The sequence below is a fragment of the Desulfofundulus thermobenzoicus genome (genome assembly GCF_009428905.1).
GTDB classification, from domain to species: Bacteria; Bacillota; Desulfotomaculia; order Desulfotomaculales; family Desulfovirgulaceae; genus Desulfofundulus_A; species Desulfofundulus_A thermobenzoicus.
Genome location: NZ_WHYR01000042.1, coordinates 1 through 17,416, shown reverse-complemented (window position 1 = coordinate 17,416; position 17,416 = coordinate 1). Strand labels below are relative to the sequence as shown.

At 55.4% G+C, this 17,416-nt stretch carries 23 protein-coding genes; 7 read left to right on the top strand and 16 right to left on the bottom strand.

Features of this window, described 5'->3' with window-relative positions; translation table 11 throughout:
• Positions 1–179 precede the first annotated feature (179 nt).
• The gene (locus GFC01_RS13540) at positions 180–470 is read right to left on the bottom strand and encodes a hypothetical protein (RefSeq protein WP_152947708.1); all 291 of its coding nucleotides are present in this window, start codon (positions 468–470) and stop codon (positions 180–182) included.
• Positions 471–732: 262 nt separating this feature from the next.
• Between GFC01_RS13540 and GFC01_RS13535 the strand changes: the two genes are divergently transcribed.
• A complete protein-coding gene (locus GFC01_RS13535) occupies positions 733–1,461 on the top strand; it encodes a ZIP family metal transporter (protein WP_341473987.1) in 729 nt (242 codons plus the stop codon).
• Positions 1,462–1,506: 45 nt separating this feature from the next.
• Here the strand turns inward: GFC01_RS13535 and GFC01_RS13530 are convergent, their stop codons facing one another.
• The 3 genes from GFC01_RS13530 to GFC01_RS13520 all read right to left on the bottom strand — a co-directional run bounded on the left by GFC01_RS13530 (position 1,507) and on the right by GFC01_RS13520 (position 3,091).
• On the bottom strand, positions 1,507–1,953 hold the full coding sequence (locus tag GFC01_RS13530) for a DMT family transporter (protein WP_152947707.1): 447 nt from the start codon (positions 1,951–1,953) through the stop codon (positions 1,507–1,509).
• 189 nt (positions 1,954–2,142) lie between these two features.
• A complete protein-coding gene (locus GFC01_RS13525) occupies positions 2,143–2,364 on the bottom strand; it encodes a heavy-metal-associated domain-containing protein (RefSeq protein WP_341473986.1) in 222 nt (73 codons plus the stop codon).
• Positions 2,365–2,485: 121 nt separating this feature from the next.
• Positions 2,486–3,091: a hypothetical protein gene (locus tag GFC01_RS13520; protein ID WP_152947706.1), complete on the bottom strand. Its 606-nt coding sequence runs from the start codon at positions 3,089–3,091 to the stop codon at positions 2,486–2,488.
• 62 nt (positions 3,092–3,153) lie between these two features.
• On the opposite strand from GFC01_RS13520, the gene GFC01_RS13515 reads away from it, so the two are divergent.
• Both GFC01_RS13515 and GFC01_RS13510 read left to right on the top strand, forming a co-directional pair.
• Positions 3,154–3,354, top strand: coding sequence for a hypothetical protein (locus GFC01_RS13515; protein WP_152947705.1), 201 nt, complete (start codon positions 3,154–3,156; stop codon positions 3,352–3,354).
• A 127-nt stretch (positions 3,355–3,481) separates the two neighbouring features.
• Positions 3,482–3,799 (top strand): hypothetical protein, encoded by a 318-nt coding sequence (locus GFC01_RS13510; RefSeq protein ID WP_152947704.1) that lies wholly within the window; start codon positions 3,482–3,484, stop codon positions 3,797–3,799.
• 30 nt (positions 3,800–3,829) lie between these two features.
• On the opposite strand, the gene GFC01_RS13505 is transcribed toward GFC01_RS13510, so the two are convergent.
• The 3 genes from GFC01_RS13505 to GFC01_RS13495 form a co-directional block, all read right to left on the bottom strand.
• On the bottom strand, positions 3,830–4,177 hold the full coding sequence (locus GFC01_RS13505; RefSeq protein ID WP_152947703.1) for a hypothetical protein: 348 nt from the start codon (positions 4,175–4,177) through the stop codon (positions 3,830–3,832).
• Between the two features lie 89 nt (positions 4,178–4,266).
• Entirely contained in the window at positions 4,267–4,566 is a 300-nt protein-coding gene (locus GFC01_RS13500) for a YbaB/EbfC family nucleoid-associated protein (protein ID WP_152947702.1), read from the bottom strand.
• A 184-nt stretch (positions 4,567–4,750) separates the two neighbouring features.
• Entirely contained in the window at positions 4,751–6,307 is a 1,557-nt protein-coding gene (locus GFC01_RS13495; RefSeq protein ID WP_152947701.1) for a DUF3794 and LysM peptidoglycan-binding domain-containing protein, read from the bottom strand.
• A gap of 336 nt (positions 6,308–6,643) precedes the next feature.
• Between GFC01_RS13495 and GFC01_RS13490 the strand changes: the two genes are divergently transcribed.
• Positions 6,644–7,777, top strand: a complete 1,134-nt coding sequence (locus GFC01_RS13490; protein ID WP_152947700.1) for a hypothetical protein — start codon at positions 6,644–6,646, stop codon at positions 7,775–7,777.
• Between the two features lie 123 nt (positions 7,778–7,900).
• Complete coding sequence (locus GFC01_RS13485; RefSeq protein WP_152947699.1) at positions 7,901–8,224, top strand: hypothetical protein; 324 nt, start codon at positions 7,901–7,903, stop codon at positions 8,222–8,224.
• A 215-nt stretch (positions 8,225–8,439) separates the two neighbouring features.
• Here GFC01_RS13485 and GFC01_RS13480 read toward each other — a convergent pair whose 3' ends face one another.
• From GFC01_RS13480 to yabG, 4 genes are all read right to left on the bottom strand, one after another.
• Positions 8,440–9,456 carry a CAP domain-containing protein gene (locus GFC01_RS13480; protein ID WP_152947698.1) on the bottom strand — a complete coding sequence of 339 codons (1,017 nt, stop codon included), beginning with the start codon at positions 9,454–9,456 and terminating at the stop codon, positions 8,440–8,442.
• A 170-nt stretch (positions 9,457–9,626) separates the two neighbouring features.
• Positions 9,627–10,037: a hypothetical protein gene (locus GFC01_RS13475; RefSeq protein ID WP_152947697.1), complete on the bottom strand. Its 411-nt coding sequence runs from the start codon at positions 10,035–10,037 to the stop codon at positions 9,627–9,629.
• A gap of 5 nt (positions 10,038–10,042) precedes the next feature.
• Positions 10,043–11,065: a chymotrypsin family serine protease gene (locus GFC01_RS13470; RefSeq protein ID WP_152947696.1), complete on the bottom strand. Its 1,023-nt coding sequence runs from the start codon at positions 11,063–11,065 to the stop codon at positions 10,043–10,045.
• Between the two features lie 65 nt (positions 11,066–11,130).
• The gene (gene yabG, locus GFC01_RS13465; protein ID WP_152947695.1) at positions 11,131–12,003 is read right to left on the bottom strand and encodes a sporulation peptidase YabG; all 873 of its coding nucleotides are present in this window, start codon (positions 12,001–12,003) and stop codon (positions 11,131–11,133) included.
• A gap of 105 nt (positions 12,004–12,108) precedes the next feature.
• On the opposite strand from yabG, the gene GFC01_RS13460 reads away from it, so the two are divergent.
• Positions 12,109–12,921 (top strand): glycosyltransferase family 2 protein, encoded by an 813-nt coding sequence (locus tag GFC01_RS13460; protein ID WP_152947694.1) that lies wholly within the window; start codon positions 12,109–12,111, stop codon positions 12,919–12,921.
• Positions 12,922–13,000: 79 nt separating this feature from the next.
• Positions 13,001–13,585, top strand: coding sequence for a hypothetical protein (locus tag GFC01_RS13455; protein WP_152947693.1), 585 nt, complete (start codon positions 13,001–13,003; stop codon positions 13,583–13,585).
• Positions 13,586–13,763: 178 nt separating this feature from the next.
• Here the strand turns inward: GFC01_RS13455 and rd are convergent, their stop codons facing one another.
• From rd to rsmA, 5 genes are all read right to left on the bottom strand, one after another.
• Complete coding sequence (gene rd, locus GFC01_RS13450; protein WP_152947692.1) at positions 13,764–13,925, bottom strand: rubredoxin; 162 nt, start codon at positions 13,923–13,925, stop codon at positions 13,764–13,766.
• A gap of 105 nt (positions 13,926–14,030) precedes the next feature.
• Positions 14,031–14,510, bottom strand: coding sequence for a ferritin-like domain-containing protein (locus tag GFC01_RS13445; RefSeq protein WP_152947691.1), 480 nt, complete (start codon positions 14,508–14,510; stop codon positions 14,031–14,033).
• A 289-nt stretch (positions 14,511–14,799) separates the two neighbouring features.
• Positions 14,800–15,372, bottom strand: coding sequence for a rubrerythrin (gene rbr / locus GFC01_RS13440; protein WP_152947690.1), 573 nt, complete (start codon positions 15,370–15,372; stop codon positions 14,800–14,802).
• A 168-nt stretch (positions 15,373–15,540) separates the two neighbouring features.
• Positions 15,541–16,011 (bottom strand): ribonuclease H-like YkuK family protein, encoded by a 471-nt coding sequence (locus GFC01_RS13435; protein ID WP_152947689.1) that lies wholly within the window; start codon positions 16,009–16,011, stop codon positions 15,541–15,543.
• Positions 16,012–16,185: 174 nt separating this feature from the next.
• Entirely contained in the window at positions 16,186–17,088 is a 903-nt protein-coding gene (gene rsmA, locus GFC01_RS13430; protein ID WP_152947688.1) for a 16S rRNA (adenine(1518)-N(6)/adenine(1519)-N(6))-dimethyltransferase RsmA, read from the bottom strand.
• Between the last annotated feature and the right edge of the window lie 328 nt (positions 17,089–17,416).

Below are 17,416 nucleotides of genomic sequence, written 5' to 3'. Positions count from 1 at the left end.
TAAAACCGCAGGCCCGGGCCTGGACGAGGACCACCCGTCCCTCCGCAAAACGCAGGGCGCCCTCCTCATCCCCAACGATCAGGCCGTACATGAAGTTCACAGGGCATTGTACGGGGTATCACTGGGCTGGTCCCAGGCCGTAACCACGTAGTTATCTCCCCGGCGTTCCCAGGTGTAGCTTAGCACCCGTGCGGTCCGGCGTGGGGTTCCTCGAAGATATTATCCAGCACACAGGCCGAAAGCCAGCCCGAGCCCTCGATGACGATCTTGTCCGGGGTGCCGTCGGGGAAGGTGATCCGGGCATCCTGGTCGCGCCAGGGGGCGCAGTCAGGAGAGCGCCAGATCTCCCTGTACCTGCCGTCCTCTAAGCGGTACAGGATGAAGTAAGGGCGGATCGTGTTACCACCGTACCCCCCGTCATAGACCAGGCCCATCTCCCCCTGCTTTCCCAGCACCACCTGTTGCGGCATCGCACTAATCGGCCCAAAAAAGATTTGCTTAACACTTAGTCCTCTAGTGCGCAAGGTTCGCGTTACACGATTGGTTCAGATAAACCAATAAATCCTGAGACAATATTACAGCTATAAGACAGCAACGCGGAGCCCCTTTCTTAGCGCCCCTGAATACGCCGGTTTTCTGACAGCGGGCGTTTTTGTCCCGGAGAACCTGTCTTCCATAAAGTGCTAATCACCTGCCGGAATTAATATAATTTACCAGTTGCATTTCCGGCAGGTGAATATTTTGGGTGGTATTCTTTTCATGGCCCTGCTGGCCGGCTTGAGCACCTGCCTGGGGGCTGTGCTGGTACTGGTCTGGGGCCGCCCGGGGCGGCGGTCCTTTGCCTTTTTCCTGGGGCTGGCGGCGGGAGTGATGCTGGCGGTGGTGGTGCTGGACCTGCTCCCCGCATCTTTAAACGCCGGGGGATTGTCCCGGGCACTGCCGGGGTTTGCCGCCGGCCTCTTGTTCATGGCTGCCCTGGATCTTTGCTTAAATAAGGACCAACCCGTCCCCGGGGTGGGCTACCGTTATTTGAAAATGGGCTACCTCATTGCCGCCGGCATTGCCCTGCACGACCTGCCCGAGGGGCTGGCCATCGCCGCCGGCTTTGGCGAGCCGTCCCGGCTGGGCCCCCTGCTGGCCCTGGCCATCGCCCTGCACAACATCCCCGAAGGCATGGCCACCGCCGCCCCCCTGTCGGCCGGGGGGCTCGCGCCGGGACAGGTGCTGGCCTTAAACGGCCTGGTCAGCCTGGTCACCCCCTTCGGCTGCTGGCTGGGCATGCTGCTGCTCCAGGCCTCGCCGGTTTTTCTCCCTTCCCTGCTGGCCATGGCCGCCGGGGCCATGGGCTATATTGTGGCCGCCCAGCTCTGGCCCGAGTCCCACCGCCTGCACCCTCCCCTGGCCCGCCTGGGTTTGCTCGGTGGGACGCTCCTGGTGGTCTGGCTGAACCTGTTCCTTTAACCCCGACCAGTTGCAAATGAAGTCAGATACCGGCCGGTCCTTAACTCACTTCTTCAACAGCATCCAGGCGCCGCCGGCCATGAGCAGGGTGCCCAGCAGGCGGTACCAGGTGAAGGGGAGCTTCTCCAGACCGAAGAGGCCCAGGTGGTCGATGAGACTGGCGGTGAGCACCTGCCCGACGATAATGGCGGTGGTGGCCGGGGCCACGCCCACCTTTGGTATGCTGCGCACCACCCCGTAGATAATCAAAACCCCCAGCACACCCCCCAGGTAATAGTACCAGGGGGCCTGGGCGTAGTTGGCCAGCTGGCCGTCCCCCAGGCGCAGGCCGAAAAGGAGCACAGCCACCACCACCAGGCCCACCAGGTGCACCACAAAGGTGGTTTCTAAAAGGCCGATGATTTTACCCAGGGCGGCGTCCAGAGACCCCTGTACGGCCATGATTACACCGGACAGGGCGGCGATGACCAGGGCCAGCAACCGGACACTCAAAGGACCGCCTCCTCAAAAAATAGATTTTCATGCTTTATGAAGAAAACGAACGTTCCCATGGGCAACTCCTTAAAAAAAGTAAAAATGATTTCTCTGCAGGAACCCTGTGTTAACCGTCCCCTGGCACTGCAGGGAAAAAACGTGTCAGAGAACCGTCCCCTGACACAGTCCCCTGACACACTGACACACCTAACGAACATAGGGGGAATAACCCAGGGAATTCAAAGTGCGCTCCAGATATTCCCGGCGGATTACCTCCGGATCGTACCGCACGTCCACCGTACCATCTTCCAGGGAAACGCGCACCTCCTCCACCCCGTCGATCTGGATCAGGTTGTGTTCGATTTCTTTTCTTCCCTGATCGTCCTGCAAACCGCCAACCCGAAAAGTAGTGGTCATAGAACCAGCCACTGGTAAAACCTCCTTAACCGGGTGGTCTTCTTGCTGTTAATTATCTTCATTCCGGTTAAAAATATGTGCGGCCGTCCCCAAAAAGGGACGGCCGCGAAAGTCAGCAAACAAATCTTTAACATCAGGCCTTCTTTTCACTCTCCAACCGGGCACCCCATTTGGTGACCGGCCTGGGGAAAGGGGTCTGTTTTTGTTCGCTACCGGGACGCACGGGTACCGGCACCACCGGCACTTCCTGTTTTCCGGGCGGCGGCGCCGGAGGGCGGGGAGGCGGGCCGGAGGGCTTCGGCCCCATCATACTGCCGAGCAGGGTGAGCAGCAGGGCCGGATCGGGCCCCTGGCCGGGTTTTTGGTTCATTAAACTCATCAAAAGGGCCGGATTCATGGGAAATCCGGGACCGGTACCTTCCGCCGGCGGCTGTCCCCCTCCCGCCATCATCATCTGCAGCAGGGTTTGCAGCATGGGATTCATACCCCCGGCCCCGGCCTGGGACACCCCGCCGGTGCCGGCCTGTTTATTCATCAGACTGACAATGCCCAGCAGGTTTAAAAGACCAAGCATGAGCATGGTATCACTGTTATCCGCGCCCTGACGGGACTGGTAATCCAGCAAAGAAAAGAGCACCTGCTCCAGGTGGTGTCCTTTAATCTCGTCCCCCGCCACATAAACCCCCTCCTTTCGTCTACCGCTATGTATATTCACCGGCCGGGCAAAAGTTGCTGTCACCGGAAAGTCCCCCATCACGTAGTATAACTTAGAAAAAGGCTTGCCGGAAAGGAGGAATGAAAGTGGCCGATGACGAGGTGCTTCAGCCCTACAACCCCTTTACCCTTTTTTTAATCTTTATCCTGCTTGTTCTCTCCAGCCAGCCCAATGTGGAGGAAAAACTATCCATGCTGAACTCGCTGCTGCAGACCACACGGCAATCAGTACGCACTTTCCGCAGCGGAATGCGAACCCTGCATGCCAGCATACAGCCTCCCGACTAATCCACGGAAAAACCCATGCAGCCGGCGGGAAAAAGGCACCGGTTTAGACGGCAATACCCCGCTGTAACATATTATCCCTCTACCACATAAATATGGATTATAAGGTTTGTGAAGGGAGGTTTAAAAGGTGTCTGAGCCCCAGGGAGGACCGTATAACCCGGCCATGATCCCGCTGCTGTTGCTGCTATCCTCTCGTCCCGACATGGAGAGCCGGTTGAGCCAGCTGGTTTCCTTTCTTGAAGCCACCCAGAACGCATTACAAACCATGCGCACGGGTCTGGATGCACTCCATGCCACCATGATGCAAATGGCAGCCTCTGGAGGGGCCGGTAGCCCTGATTATACCACCCCGTGGCCACCCCCGGCCCCGCCAAAGGTCGATCCGGCGCCGCCGGCGGAAGTACATTTCCCGGACGTCAAACTGCCGGAAAAACCGGCCATTTAAGAAAAAAGGGGTTCGCCTGGAACCCCTTTTTTAACCTTTTTTCCCTTCCGGTCCGGGTGGCGATCCCACCGGAGGAGGGCCCGCAGTGCCGCCGGTTGCCCCCGGGGCACCGAGCAGGCTGCCCAGCAATCCCGCCAGGGGAGGGGGAATCTCCCTGGGAACGGGACGGGACGGGAAACCCTTCCCGCTCTCCTTTTCACCGGAAACCCCCGTGACCAGAGATCCCATATCCACCCCCATCCGGTGGCCGATCAGATTAATCAACCCCATTAAATTGACCAGGCTGAGCAATATCATGGGGTCGCCACCCCGACCGCCATGTTCCAGCAAATGAAACAGGGTACCCTCCAATCCCTGGGTTTGTCCCTTGTCTTCCAAACGGACCCCCTCCTAACGACCATGATTTTTTGAACTTAACCTTTGAAAACAATTTACAAATGAAAATGTTGCTAAAGAAGATTTTCATGTTAAAACAGCCCCGGGATATGGGGCAGGTTAATCCCCGTCCGGCGGCTAACTTCATCCTTGAGCAGGCGACGGGATTCCAGCACGCCCTCGTTAAAAGCTTCCTTAATTGCTGCCGCCAGCTGTCCCTGGCGCCAGAGCGCCTCCGCGCCCTGGCCGAATTTTATTTCCTGAACCTGCTGCAGTCCGTTCATAACCAGGTGTATGGTACCGTCGTATTTTTTAATATCCACACTGATTTTTAATGCCTCCTGCTGCAATTCTTCCAGTTGCTGCATCAACTTACCCAAGTTGATAAACAAACCGCTCCCTCCCCGGTAAGTATAGTGAGAGTCATAAAAAAGAAAAGCTGTTCGCTGAACAGCTCTTTCTAGACAGATGTCAATAGTGGCCGCCGGCCGGACCCCATACCTGCTTGATTTAATACCGGTGGCCGATTTCGAGCTGGCCGGTTTCACCTCTTTATTATGTTATCCTTATATTATGTTATCCTTTAGCCACACACGGCACGCTAATCACATCACCCGGGAGTAGATTTTCCGGGGTCTTGCCCGGATTGGCATTAATTATCGCATTCACATCTGTATTATATTTTTGCGCAATGGACCAGAACGTATCTCCTGCCTGCACCGTATAGCTGATCGTCTGACCGGGTGGACAGATGGGTGTGGGCGTCGGAGCAGGCGTCACGGAGATCGCCACTTCACGCTGCAGGGACTGGCTGACCTTAACCGTCACCTTGAGCACCAGTTCCAGTGTAACCTCGCATCCTTCGGCACTGGCGGTCATAAATTCCACCACCGGCCTTACTTCCACATCCATGCCGCTCTGGACGCCCTTAATTTCCACAAAGGTACGAAAATGTACCCGGCGGTGCATGGCGTGCACGGGCTGATCCGAACCTGCAGCCACATAAACCACCTGGACATCGACATAACCGCGGATGATCACCTTATCGCTAATGATCTTGGTTTCGGTAACACGGGTTTTTTCCACGCTGGTGCTCAGGATTTTTTCTACTGCCGGTTTCGGGTCCGGTGTTTCAAAAACATCCCGCAGCACCACCTGGACGGCTCCCTCACCCACCACATGATCTATCCGCAGCTTGACCATGGTCACCTGAATTCCGGATACCCTGGTCAACACAGTAATTTCCCGCGGTTCACTGACAAAAGCAGTCAATTTCAGCACCACATCGGCGCGCAAACGATTGCAGCAAACTGCCTGCAGGGGCTCCACATCAGCATTTTCCACCACTGCGTCCACCCGCACATCCATATCCGGTGTCGCCCCCGGCACCTCTACAAAATCGCTGAAGCGGAAGGAGCGATGTAACTGGTGCACCGGCTGTTCGGGCAGGGCGGCCACATATAACACCTGTACGGTAACGGTGCCGTCCACGATCACCTTGTCCTTGATTAACCGGGTGCCGGTAATTTCCGCCGTAGCATTCACATCCAGAATTTTTTCCACCGCCGGTTTATCCTGCGGCACATCGAAATCGTCGCTGACAATGACCTGCCTGGTCTCGCTGGCCACCACATTGGATACGGTGAGCCGCTCTGTCTCGCAGGTGGCCCCGGACGGGCACTGGGTAACCACATCGATGTCCCGCATCTCGGTTACCTTGACAAATACACTCAAAACCGCAGCCACATCCAGTTTAAGCGGGTTGCCGTGATGGGGGGAAACGCTGATGTCTTCCACCGTAACTTTTCCCCGCGTATCCATGCCGGGCTGGGCGCCGGGCAAATCCACAAAAGTGGTAAAGGGCAGCTGCGCGTGCATGCTGTGAACGGATTGGGCAGGCTCAAAGGCCACGTAAACGATTTGCAGGGTCAGGGTTCCTTCTACAATGGCTTTATTCGGTACCAGTTCGATTTTTTTAATTTTGGCCGTTTTATCGGTAGAAAGGATTTTTTCCACAGGCGGTTTCGGATCAGGTACGGAAGCGGAACCGCGCACAACAACCTGATGGGTGTTCTCACTAACCACCTGGTTAACCCTTAATTTTTCTGTGACCGGCACGGCAGATCCAACCATCGTTCTTTCCTCCTTTCAAAAGTGCTCTATAAAAAGTGCTCTATAATATATATATGAGTCGCCGGAATAAATGTGCGGAAATTTGGTAAAAGCCCGGGCAAAAGATGTCTGGAAAAATTGGAATATGACGGAAATGATTGCTTTGCCCCACCGGGGGTTAACTATTCCAAAATATTCCTGCCATAATTTCTGCACATTTTTTCCGGAGGTCAATATATATATTTATAAAGTCTTTTAGCATTAAGGAGGTGTCCTGGGAGGACCCGAAATAGATCATTCATCCGATTGTTCCCGGTGGCTGCCCGGAATAAAAAGGTTAAGGAGGTATGACAGCATATGCCAATAGAATACGATTATCAGGAAGAGCAACCGGTACGCTGCATATTGCTCAGGGTACCGGTGGTACTGGATGCGCAAGAGCTGGCCACAAAAATTGTAAAGGATTACAATTGTCCGGAATTCGCCAAGCGAATCGAACGCATCGAAGGCCGGGTTACTGAATATTTCATCGAACCGGTATTCATCCGCGAAGGGATTTCTCACTGGTGGCCCGTAATCGGTGAAGACTGGCGGCATCACTTCCGGTATCGCTACCGGGAAGGCGGTATGATCACCATTATCAGAAAGGTGTTCTTCACCGGGACATTCCGAACAGACATTTATTACGTGAACGCAAACGATGAAGTAAAACACTTCAGCGTAGAAGAAACCTTCTCTGAATTGATTGATCTGGTCAGGCCGCAACCGGTTTTACATGAGGACAATGTAATTTTTACCCTTCACCGGCCGAAATTTGATGTTACCTGGGAGCATATCAGGGGAACCCGTGTACGTAGCTTTGTGGTACTGATCGTACGCGGCAAGGTGATTGAATACCGGCAGATCTATGTGCAGGCCTGCCCCTATCCGGCAAGGCGCTGCCAGCTTGCAGACCCTGGCTTCGATCAATGGGTCGGCAATTCCCCGCTTTTCTGGCGGACTACTGGAGCGGTGGCCCCGGCCGGCGGCCAGACCGGCCAGGGTGCGGAACTGGGCGCCGGCAGTCCGACTACCGTATCTGCCGTCTACCAAACGGTCACGGGGGAAAGGGAGGCAGGCTGGGCCCTTTATGCCACGCGGATTAAAAAGCTTACTTTCTGGGCCGAACAACTCGCCCCGGCCACAGGAGCGGTGAGCACATTCAACCTGACTGCCGATGTACGGGTTTTCGACAGATCCGGGGTACAGGTAGACGGCGCCAGCCAGACGTGGAGCAGCGGCAGTATTCCGCTGAACCGCTTTACCCAGTTCACTTTAAATGTAAATACCACTGAACGTCCAGACGCCCATTTGGTAATGGTCCGGTTTACGTTTGAACCCAACGCAGGTAATACCAATACAGTCGTTATTGATACCGTACATCTCGAGTGTGAGAGGGCCCTGCCAACCATCGACCATAAATATTACGGCTGGCTGGAGGAAAGCTTTTAGTTTCAGCCATATATATATTGAGAAAAGCTGTTCCACTGACAGCTTTTCTTTTATATGAGATGCACATCTCACCCCTTGTATTTCATAAAATACAAAAAACTCTACAGTCAGGGAGGTCAACATATGCCCGATGCCCAGTTGAATTATTACGGAGACCCCATGGAAATGATAACCTGGAGGCTTATGGACCGGTTGCACAAGCTAATGAATCAACAGGTTACCGTTTATGTTGCCGGTATGGCCGGCACCAGTATTATGGAAGTAACCGGCACCCTGATCGCAGTGGGCAGCGATTACCTTGAACTCAATGTAACACAGGACTCCCAGACCAGACCGGTAATTATTCCAACAACGTCCGTCATCCTTTTATCTGTCGGCGGTCCGCTGGCGCTCAAAACCACTTCCGGTATGCCACCTGTCGGGACGGCCATCACAAGTAGCGCATAGTGATTCCTGAGAGGAGTCTATTTTTTATGTTAATAAATTCCATATGTCATACGCCTATTTTAATGGAAAATCGAGTTCCGGGCAGGCAGGGGGTAGTGCCGCAGCAATTATCTGCGGCACTACCCCCTGCTCACGGTATCATACCTGCGGGCCTCGTACACGGCTTCCCGGTTCGGAAACGTTCGGTCTCCCTTTAGTGCCGTATTTTTTACGGACTAGCCGATGAATTCCTGAACAAATATTTTTCCATAGGGACTACCCGCTACCACCCCAATTCCTATCCGGGTAAAATTGGGGTTTAAAATATTCGCCCGGTGTCCCGGTGAATTCATCAGGTTGGTATGGGCCGATTCCACCGTGGGGGCGCCGGCCAGGTTTTCCCCCGCATAGCTGTAGGAAATGCCGAACTGGCGCATCATGTCAAAGGGGCTGCCGTAGGTGGGGGAGGTGTGGCTGAAATAATTGTTTTTCACCATATCCTCTGCCTTCAGCCGGGCTACCTTCACCAGATCCGGGTTGACCTTCAGGGGGGGCAGGCCGTTCTTTGCCCGCTCTCGGTTGACCAGGTCCACCATTTGCCGCTCGTCCGCCGTCAGGCCGCTCACGGGCTGGGGTGCGGGTTGCGGCACCGGCTGCGGCTCCGGCTGCGGTACCGGTTGCGGTTCCGGATTCGGTGCCGGCCGGGACCGGACCTCATCCCCGCCGCCGGTGGTGATTTGCACTATATACAGGCGGCTTCCCTGCCGGGCTATACCGGCGCCAATCCGCTCATACCTGGCACTGAGCATCTCCTGCCGGGAAGCGGCGGACCCGGTCAAAGCCTTCAGGGCGCTGTCCACCGACGGGGCCAGCACGGTACTCTGTCCGGCATATAGATAATCTATTCCGGCCGTTTTGAGCACCTGGGCCAGCGAACTGGAATTATACCCCTTTTCCGCCAGCTCCCGGGCCCTTTCCCGGGCCAGGGCAAAAAGACGGTCATCGGCCTGCAATACCGGCCGGCCGGCCTTGCTCCTTTCCTGGTTGACCAGGGAAACCACCTGTTTCTCTTCGGCGGCCGGGTTGGCGGAAGCCGGTTTAAATTGCCAGACCACGGCGGGAACTTTTTGCTCTCCCGCACTGTCTAAATAACTGGAAACACGCCATGGAGCACTCCGGGCCGGAGCGGGAGAAAGAAAAAGCCCCGCGCAAAACAATATGCTCAACAGGGGAACCAGCAGTTTTTTAACCATAACCACACTCCTTTTTGTAATGAAGTTGCCGGTGCTTGTCTTTAATGTAGCAAAAAACCCACTTTACGGCAAAACCCCTATTTCGACGCAAACCGGCAAAAAATTAGCAGGAGATCCAGCTCTCCTCTCCTGCTGCCTGTAAATTCATTTTCTGTGGAACATGGGACATTTTAGGAAACAGATGACTGCCGGGGGGTATAGATAACCGCCCCCAGCCCCTCGGTTACGGCCAGGCATTCCAGCCCCCTCTCCCCCTGACAGAAGGCGGTGAGGATGAACAGGCCCCGGTGGAGCACTTTGCGAAACCGCCAGAGGAGCAGTTCATCCACATCCTGCAGAATTTCCATGCACATCCCATCACCACACAGGCGCAGGGTATAAAGGCCGTTATGCTGGCGCAGCAATAGAATATGATAGGAAGAAGAACGGCAACCGGCAATCATCCGGTCTATTTTTTCCATATAACGGCGGGCTATGACCACGGCCTCCCGGCGAACCTTCACCCGGGGCCCGATGGCCGGAATTTTTCCCCCCAGCATCACCAGCGCTATCCGGTGATCCCCGCTAAAATCATCCCTCATGCCCGTTACACCCCTGGCGCCGTTTCTATATCCACCTCCAGGCGGGAAAGAACCGTTTCCATACGGTTGAAAATGGTATATTTGTCCGAGCCGGCAAATAAAAGCCCCACCGCCCTTTTCTGCCCGTCCACAACCAGGGAACCGCTGTCCCCGGGGCTGGAGGCCATGTCCGTAACCACCTGATCCACAAACCAGGCCCTTTCATTATCAATGATTTCCACCTCCAGGGTCACCCCCACGGCCATCACCTTGCCCCGGCTAAGACCGCTGGTGCGACCGCTTTTCATAATCTCCTGTCCGGGGGCCACCCCGGCCACCGCGTTCACCCGCCCCACTTCCAGAATATCATCGTCAATCAAATCCGGACTAACCGGGCGGGCCAGGGCTGCGTCAATGGCATTGCCGGCCCGCTGGCGTTTGACCATTTTCAGGTCGTAATGGGGACGGACGGCATGAACCAGCATATTGGCCATCCTTATCACCGCCGTGGCCGCCGGGCAATCGGTTTCCCGGACACTGCGCTGCAGAGGGGCAAAGCGCAGCAGGGTGGCAATACGATCCCCTTCCCTTCCCCCATCGTAAGGAGCCGGCTGCAGTATGGGATCCCCCACGGCCGCTCGCCCGTCCCGGCCGTCGGTGGCATTGGCCAGGATATGATTGTTGCTTAAAATTAATTTTTCGCCGCTGGCCCGGTCCCGCACCACCGCCCCAAAGGTGCCGGCGGTAACCCTGTAATGACCGATGCTCATGCCCGGCCGGGCCGGACGCTCCCGCCGGGTGCGCAGATCCAGCAACCGGACCCGCCCAATTTCCACCACATCGGTCTTCAGGCCTTCTATTCTGTGAGGTACCTGCTGTGCCCGGGATAATCCGGCCGGGGGTATCTTTTTTCCCACAAAAATGATCAGGGCATAGTCCCCGGTACTTTCCCCGCCCACCTGTTTTAAGCCAACCCCCACACCGACGACATTGGGCAGCTTGAGGAGGGCTTCCCGGGATTTATGCAACGCCCGCAGGTGTTTTTCCATAAATAAAACCCCTCCTTCCTTGCGCCATCATATGCACAAAGAAAGGAAGGGGTGACGGAACGACCTTAATAAGGAGACTTGGGGATTCCCAGGCGGTGCTTGCCCCGGGTATCAATGCCGCCGATACCGTCAAATCCGGTAATAGTACCGGATATGATATCTTTTAGGGAGACTGGATCATATATTGAAGTATAGGCAATTTTTTCTACCACAAAAACAGGATCAAAGGCATGAATGAGCACCCGCTGGGGGGAAGAGGCAAAGTTGGCCCCGGCCTGTAAAATGGCCTCATAGTGGGACTGGCAGGCGCCGGCAAAGATAACCAGATCATCCCTGCTTTTTTCGTACTCCCGGGCCTTTTTCACCGCCTCCACAAAGTAGCGGGAGTTGTGGTAACTGTTTAAATCGGTAAAATCTTTGGCTTCCTTTTCAATACCGTCGTGCCCGGTGAGCACCAGCATGTCGGGACGGTGTTTCTGCAGCAATTCCATAACCCGTTCCGGCTGTTTTTCCTCATCTATCTGGTAGCCGGCGGCCGGTATGCCCAGCTGGCGGTAGGTGGTCAGGCATAGATCCAGGTAATCGCCGTCGCCGTCAATGTGCAGCACCGAACCGGGAACGTCAAAGCTGCTCAAGTTATTGACCGTACTGCCACCCCTGCTTAAAAGGCGCAGGCGGTCCTGCTCCCGTCGCTGGAAGACCCTTTTCAAATGCTCGTGGTTTTTGGTCATAAAAGAGTGCCAGTAATTGGCCACCTCGGCCGGTTCAAATTTATGCAGGTCTTCCACCGGAGCGGTGGCCATCAGGCGCATGTCCAGACCCTTTAAACGGGCGTGTTTTTTACCGTCCCCTCCCGGGAAAAGTTCGATAACTTTAAAATAAACGTCGCAGCCGTAAGAAATCCGTCCCACAATATCGCCAATCCTGATCTCTTTCATGGCGGTTTTTCCTCCCCGGCTTCTTTTTTTTCCATTTTATGTTTGAAGCCCCGGGAGTGGTGATGGTTTACGGAAAGTATAAATTATGCCAGAAAGGGGACTTTCATGCTCACAGCCGTGATTCCAGTGAAAAATGAAGCACCATCTTTGAAAGGGGTGATTAAGAATTTGCAGGCCGTTCCCGTGGATCTGATCATCCCGGTGTTAAACGGCTGCACGGACGGGTCGGAAGAAATCATCAGAACCCTTCCGGCGACATTGGAGGACCCCCTTGTTTTTACCGAACCCCTGGGCATTGATGTGCCCCGGGCGCTGGGGGCGGCCCGGGCCTGGGAACGGGGGGCGGAAACGGTTCTGTTTGTGGATGGCGATATGGATGGGCCAATCAGCTCCGCCTTAAAGCAACTGGTGGTGGCGGTCAAAAAGCAAGGGGTGGATCTGGCCCTGACCAACTGTTACCCGCCGGAAGAGCTGGCCCGGGTTTCCGATCTGGCCGGTTACCTGCTATCCGTCCGTTTGAACTTGAACCGGGCGCTGGGCCTGGCCGGCGCCATTGGAACGGCCTCCCCTTCCCACGGCCCCCACGCCGTATCCCGCCGTTTCCTGGCCTCCATCCCCTGGCGGGAGCTGGCCGTTCCACCGGTGGCACTGGCCATGGCTGCAAAAAAGGGGTTAAAAATCCGGGTGGGGGCCACCATCCCCCACAGCCAGCTGGGCTCCCCCTTCCGCGACGCCGTCCATGCCCGGCGCATTGCCGAAACCATCATCGGCGATTGCCTGGAAGCCTTAAACCTGATCCGGGGCCTGCCCCGGCAGCGCAGTTTAAACGGTAACGTTTACCTGGGATACCACCCGGAAAGGAGATTTGATTTACTGGCCGCACATATTCCCAGCCGGCGGGGCACCGGAAATCGTTAGTTCATCACATACCTGCGTAACCAATATATTCCTGAAAGCATATTATAGATCCAGAAATAACCCGCAGGAGGTTTAAAAAATGGCGGAAACAACCGTTAAAGGCATGGCGGACGACTGGATGGACGGAGGTGTTTACCACGACCCCCGGGCATTACTGGACCGGATCATCAGTTCCCAGGAAGCCCAGGCCCCCCTTTATCATGAACTGGCCCGGACGGCGCCAAACGAGCACTTGAGAAAGACCATTGAATATATAGCCCAGCAGGACAGGGAAGATGTGGAGAAATTGCGCCGGCTCCACCATTATTTCCCGGGGTACGCCGGACCGGCGCCCAGGTCCCGCAGCGAATCCTTCACCGAAAGCTCTGTACACCATGCCTGGCTGGAAGGGGCCAGGAGAGCCAGGGATATGGAGATCCGCCAGTGCTATATGCTCTGCCGTCTGGCCCTGTATGCCCCCATGCCCCATGTGCACAAGATGATTCTGGACCTGGCCATGGGCCAGCTGGGCCAGGCGGAATTCTGGAATGACATGGTAATAGCTTACAGCGGCCTGGTGGGGGGCTATCCCGGCCCCACCTACCCCTATCCCGGCTACCCCGGTCCCGTTTATGGCAGCGTACCGGGCGTGTACGCCGGGCCGGACAAGGAAGAGAAAAAATAGAAAAAACCCGGCTAAAAGCGGGTTGAAAATGCTTTTGTCCGGGTATAATTTTATCTTAAAAAGAGGGAATACTGGCAATACGGCTCGTGTGCCTCACGTAACCGGGGCTGACAGGTTTCCCGGGGTGCCGCCAGCACCCCGGGAAACGCTATTTTACCGCCAGATTTATCATGGACGCCTATTCCTGCTTTTCAAAGGCATCCTTCCCGGCGCCGCAAAGGGGGCAAACCCAGTCATCGGGCAGATCCGCGAAGGCTGTTCCCGGGGCCACGCCGTTGTCGGGATCACCCGCGGCGGGATCATACACATAATCGCAGATGGTGCAAACCCACTTTTCCAATCCATTTCACCTCATCTTAATTTTTTCATCCTGAAAGGTAATTAATCATAAAGTTTCAATCACTTCCTGCTTTTTTTAAAGGTTCGGCAGACTCCCAGGGGCGCCTTATTGGTCCAACTCCCGCCTTTGCAGGGCCAGCCGGCGGATGTGTTTTTGCTCCTCCCGGATCAACTTATCCACGGTGGACCTTTCCGCCTCCGGCACCAGCTGGCGCAGTTCGTAGAAGAAGATCAGGGAATCCTTTTCAAAACCGATGGCCATATCCAGGGCCTCCCCGGGACCGCCGGCCCGGCAGGCCAGCACTTCCGGCGACGGCTCCCGGTTAAACATATGGCCCTCCACCAGCGCCCGCACATACTCTTCGTACTCCCCGGGATAGGTTTCCGGGGGGTTGTAATCCTCCAGACCGGTCAGCATACGGGTAAAAATGGCTTCGTGTTCCTTTTCCTCGGCCGCCAAAGAGAGCATTATTTCCTTTACCCGGTCGTTGACCGCTTTACCGGCCATGGCCTGGTAAAACTGCTGGCCCTTTTGCTCAATCTGCCGGGCAAATTCCACGATTTCCCTGGCCCGGAAAAACCACATAAAAATCCACCTCCCTCATAAAATTACCATATTTAAGCCATATATTCACGTTACCCAGTCAGTTTAACCGGTTTTCACCCTTTATACAGGAAACAAATGTTCCTATAGACAACTCCCTTGAAAATAGATTTTCATGCTTTATGGAGGGAACCAATGTTCCCATGGGCAACTCCTCTAAAAATAGCAGCCGGCCGTTGGATACAAAATTTAACCCAAAAGGGGTCCGACCCACTGATAATATTTTTCGTCAGACCCCAATTCGTCTGGTTTCGGCTATTGTACGTGACTATTAGAAGCACTCACACAGAAGCTCGTAGTAACTTCTGGGATGATCGCAGGCCGGGCAGTTGGCGGGCGGCTCCGTGCCTTCGTGGATGTAACCGCAGTTGCGGCACCGCCAGGCCACCTTCTGCTCCCGCTTAAAGACCTGGCCCTTTTCAATGTTTTCGACGAGCTTACGGTAGCGTTCTTCATGACCCACTTCCGCCCGGGCGATGGCCCGCAGCACGGCGGCTATTTGCGGGAAGCCCTCTTCCTCGGCCACTCTGGCAAATTCCGGGTACATGGTAGTATGCTCGTAGTTCTCCCCGGCGGCGGCGGCCTTTAAGTTGGCCAGGGTGTCTCCAATGACACCGGCGGGGAAAGCGGCGGTCACTTCCACTTCGCCGCCCTGGAGAAACTTGAACAGACGCTTGGCATGTTCCTTTTCATTGTCTGCCGTTTCCTGGAAAATGGCGGCGATTTGCTCATAACCCTCCTTGCGTGCCTGGCTGGCAAAGAAAGTATAGCGGTTTCTGGCCTGGGACTCTCCCGCAAAGGCAGTCAGCAGGTTTTTTTCAGTACGGGTACCTTTTAAATTCATTTACATTCCCTCCCGGAAAAATTTTTGAAAAGATTTTACCTGATTAACAGGCACATTAAGTATATACGTCATAAAAATAATAATTCCTTCTATCAATATAAAATTTTTTCCGGTTTTTTTTAAAGCCCCATCCAAAAGGTAGCCAACGTCCCGCGGAAACCGGCCGGATCACTTGGTATGCTTGTCGGCCACGCTGGAAGCACCGAAGGCCTCGGGTTTGATCTTGGCGTGAAACCCGCTGCCCACCACCATGCCCACCACTTCCCGGATCAAATCCCGGGTTTCCCCGTGTTTGCCCACGTCGATGTGAATTTCCACCTGTAAATCATCCAGGCCGCATTCGGCAAAATACCTGGCGATGAGCCCCCCCACCTCCAGGCTGAGGGCGGTTTCGTAAAAAATCTTCTGGCGCAGGCTTTTTATTTTGCGCTGAATTTTTTTACGGTAATAGTAGCGGGCTCCCTTACCCAGGCGGTGCACAATCACGGCGGTGATAAAGCAGGTTTCCTGCTTCACCTGGGAGTCGGACCCGATGATTACTTTATAGGAGGAGGTGGGCAGGCCGGTTATATAACCCATGATATCGGCCATCATTTCCTCAAAGGTTAATTTCCCTCTGGTTGGACTGTTGAAATACATGGCAGTTCTGCGACCCCTCCCTGCTTCCAGCAGTTAACAACAACCGGCCCCGGGCCCGCCACGGTGGAGGTTTATCTTCATTCTGCCCGCCTTTTCTGTAAAATCAATGTGGATTGGAAAGCCCGCTCACCTTAAATAATTATACCTGCCTTTATGGCCGACTTTAAGTTAATTTTAAGTAAACAAATCCGGTTGCCCCCCATTTTTCCTGATGGATACAGCCCTGGCCAGGGAGGCAAACTCCTGCATGCCCAGGGTTTCCCCCCGGCAGCGGGGATCAATCCCCGCCGCCCTGATCAATTCCTCCCATGCGGCCCGGGTCCACCCGGGCATTACCTTTGCCCCGGCCAGGGCATTGGCCAGGGTTTTCCGGCGCTGGCCAAAGGCCCCCCGCACCAGGGTAAAGAAAAGGTCCTCATCTTCCACCGTAACTGCCGGTTTCCCGCGCCGGATCAAACGCACCACCGCCGAGTCCACCCCGGGCGCAGGGAAAAAAACCGTCCGGGGCACGCGAAAAAGCACCTCCGGCCGGCCGTAATACTGCACCGCCACACTTAAAGCTCCATAATCACCGGTGCCGGGCCGGGCCGCCATCCTGGCCGCCACTTCCAGCTGGACCATAAGCACCATTTCCGTAATGTGAAACCCGCCCCGCAAAAGGCGCATGATCAGGGGAGTGGTGATATAGTAGGGAAGGTTGGCCATCACCTTGTATTCCCGGACGGGTGCGCCAACGGCTTCCTCCACCAGCCGGTCGAAGTCCACTTCCAGGGCATCTCCCTGCACCACCAGAACATTGTCGTAACCAGCCAGGGTTTCCGCCAGCACGGGCAAAAGGGCCCGGTCCAGCTCCACGGCCACCACCCGCCCGGCTGCCGCCGCCACGGCGGCGGTGAGCATACCCGCCCCCGGTCCTATTTCCACCACCACATCTTCCGGTGTCAGATTTCCGGCGGCTACAATTTTGCGCACAATATTACCATCCACCAAAAAGTTCTGCCCCAGCTTTTTACGCAGGGACAAATGATGCTTTCCCAGTACAGCCCGTAAACGTGCCGGGGAAATCAGTTCGCCCAAGCCGCCTTCCTGGTTCAAATAACTTAACAATTCCTGATACACTGTACCATTTATTGTTAAGCGGCCTCCCCATGACCAGGCTTTCGCTCCTTTCTGGATTGGATTTGCCTGCTCCTGGGGGCAGACTTCGCGACAGGGAGACCTCGACCCCGGGAGTCCCACCCGGACGGGAAAACGGCGCTTCACGGGCTTAAGACACTCGGACATAAGGGGAAACCACACCGGGTTTCCATCCTGCGTTGACCGTGAAGCGGTCCAACACTCAAGTTTCTTGAGCGCCGGACGCCTCCCGCGATCTGTTAGATACGGCCTACCGGTTTGTCCGGCA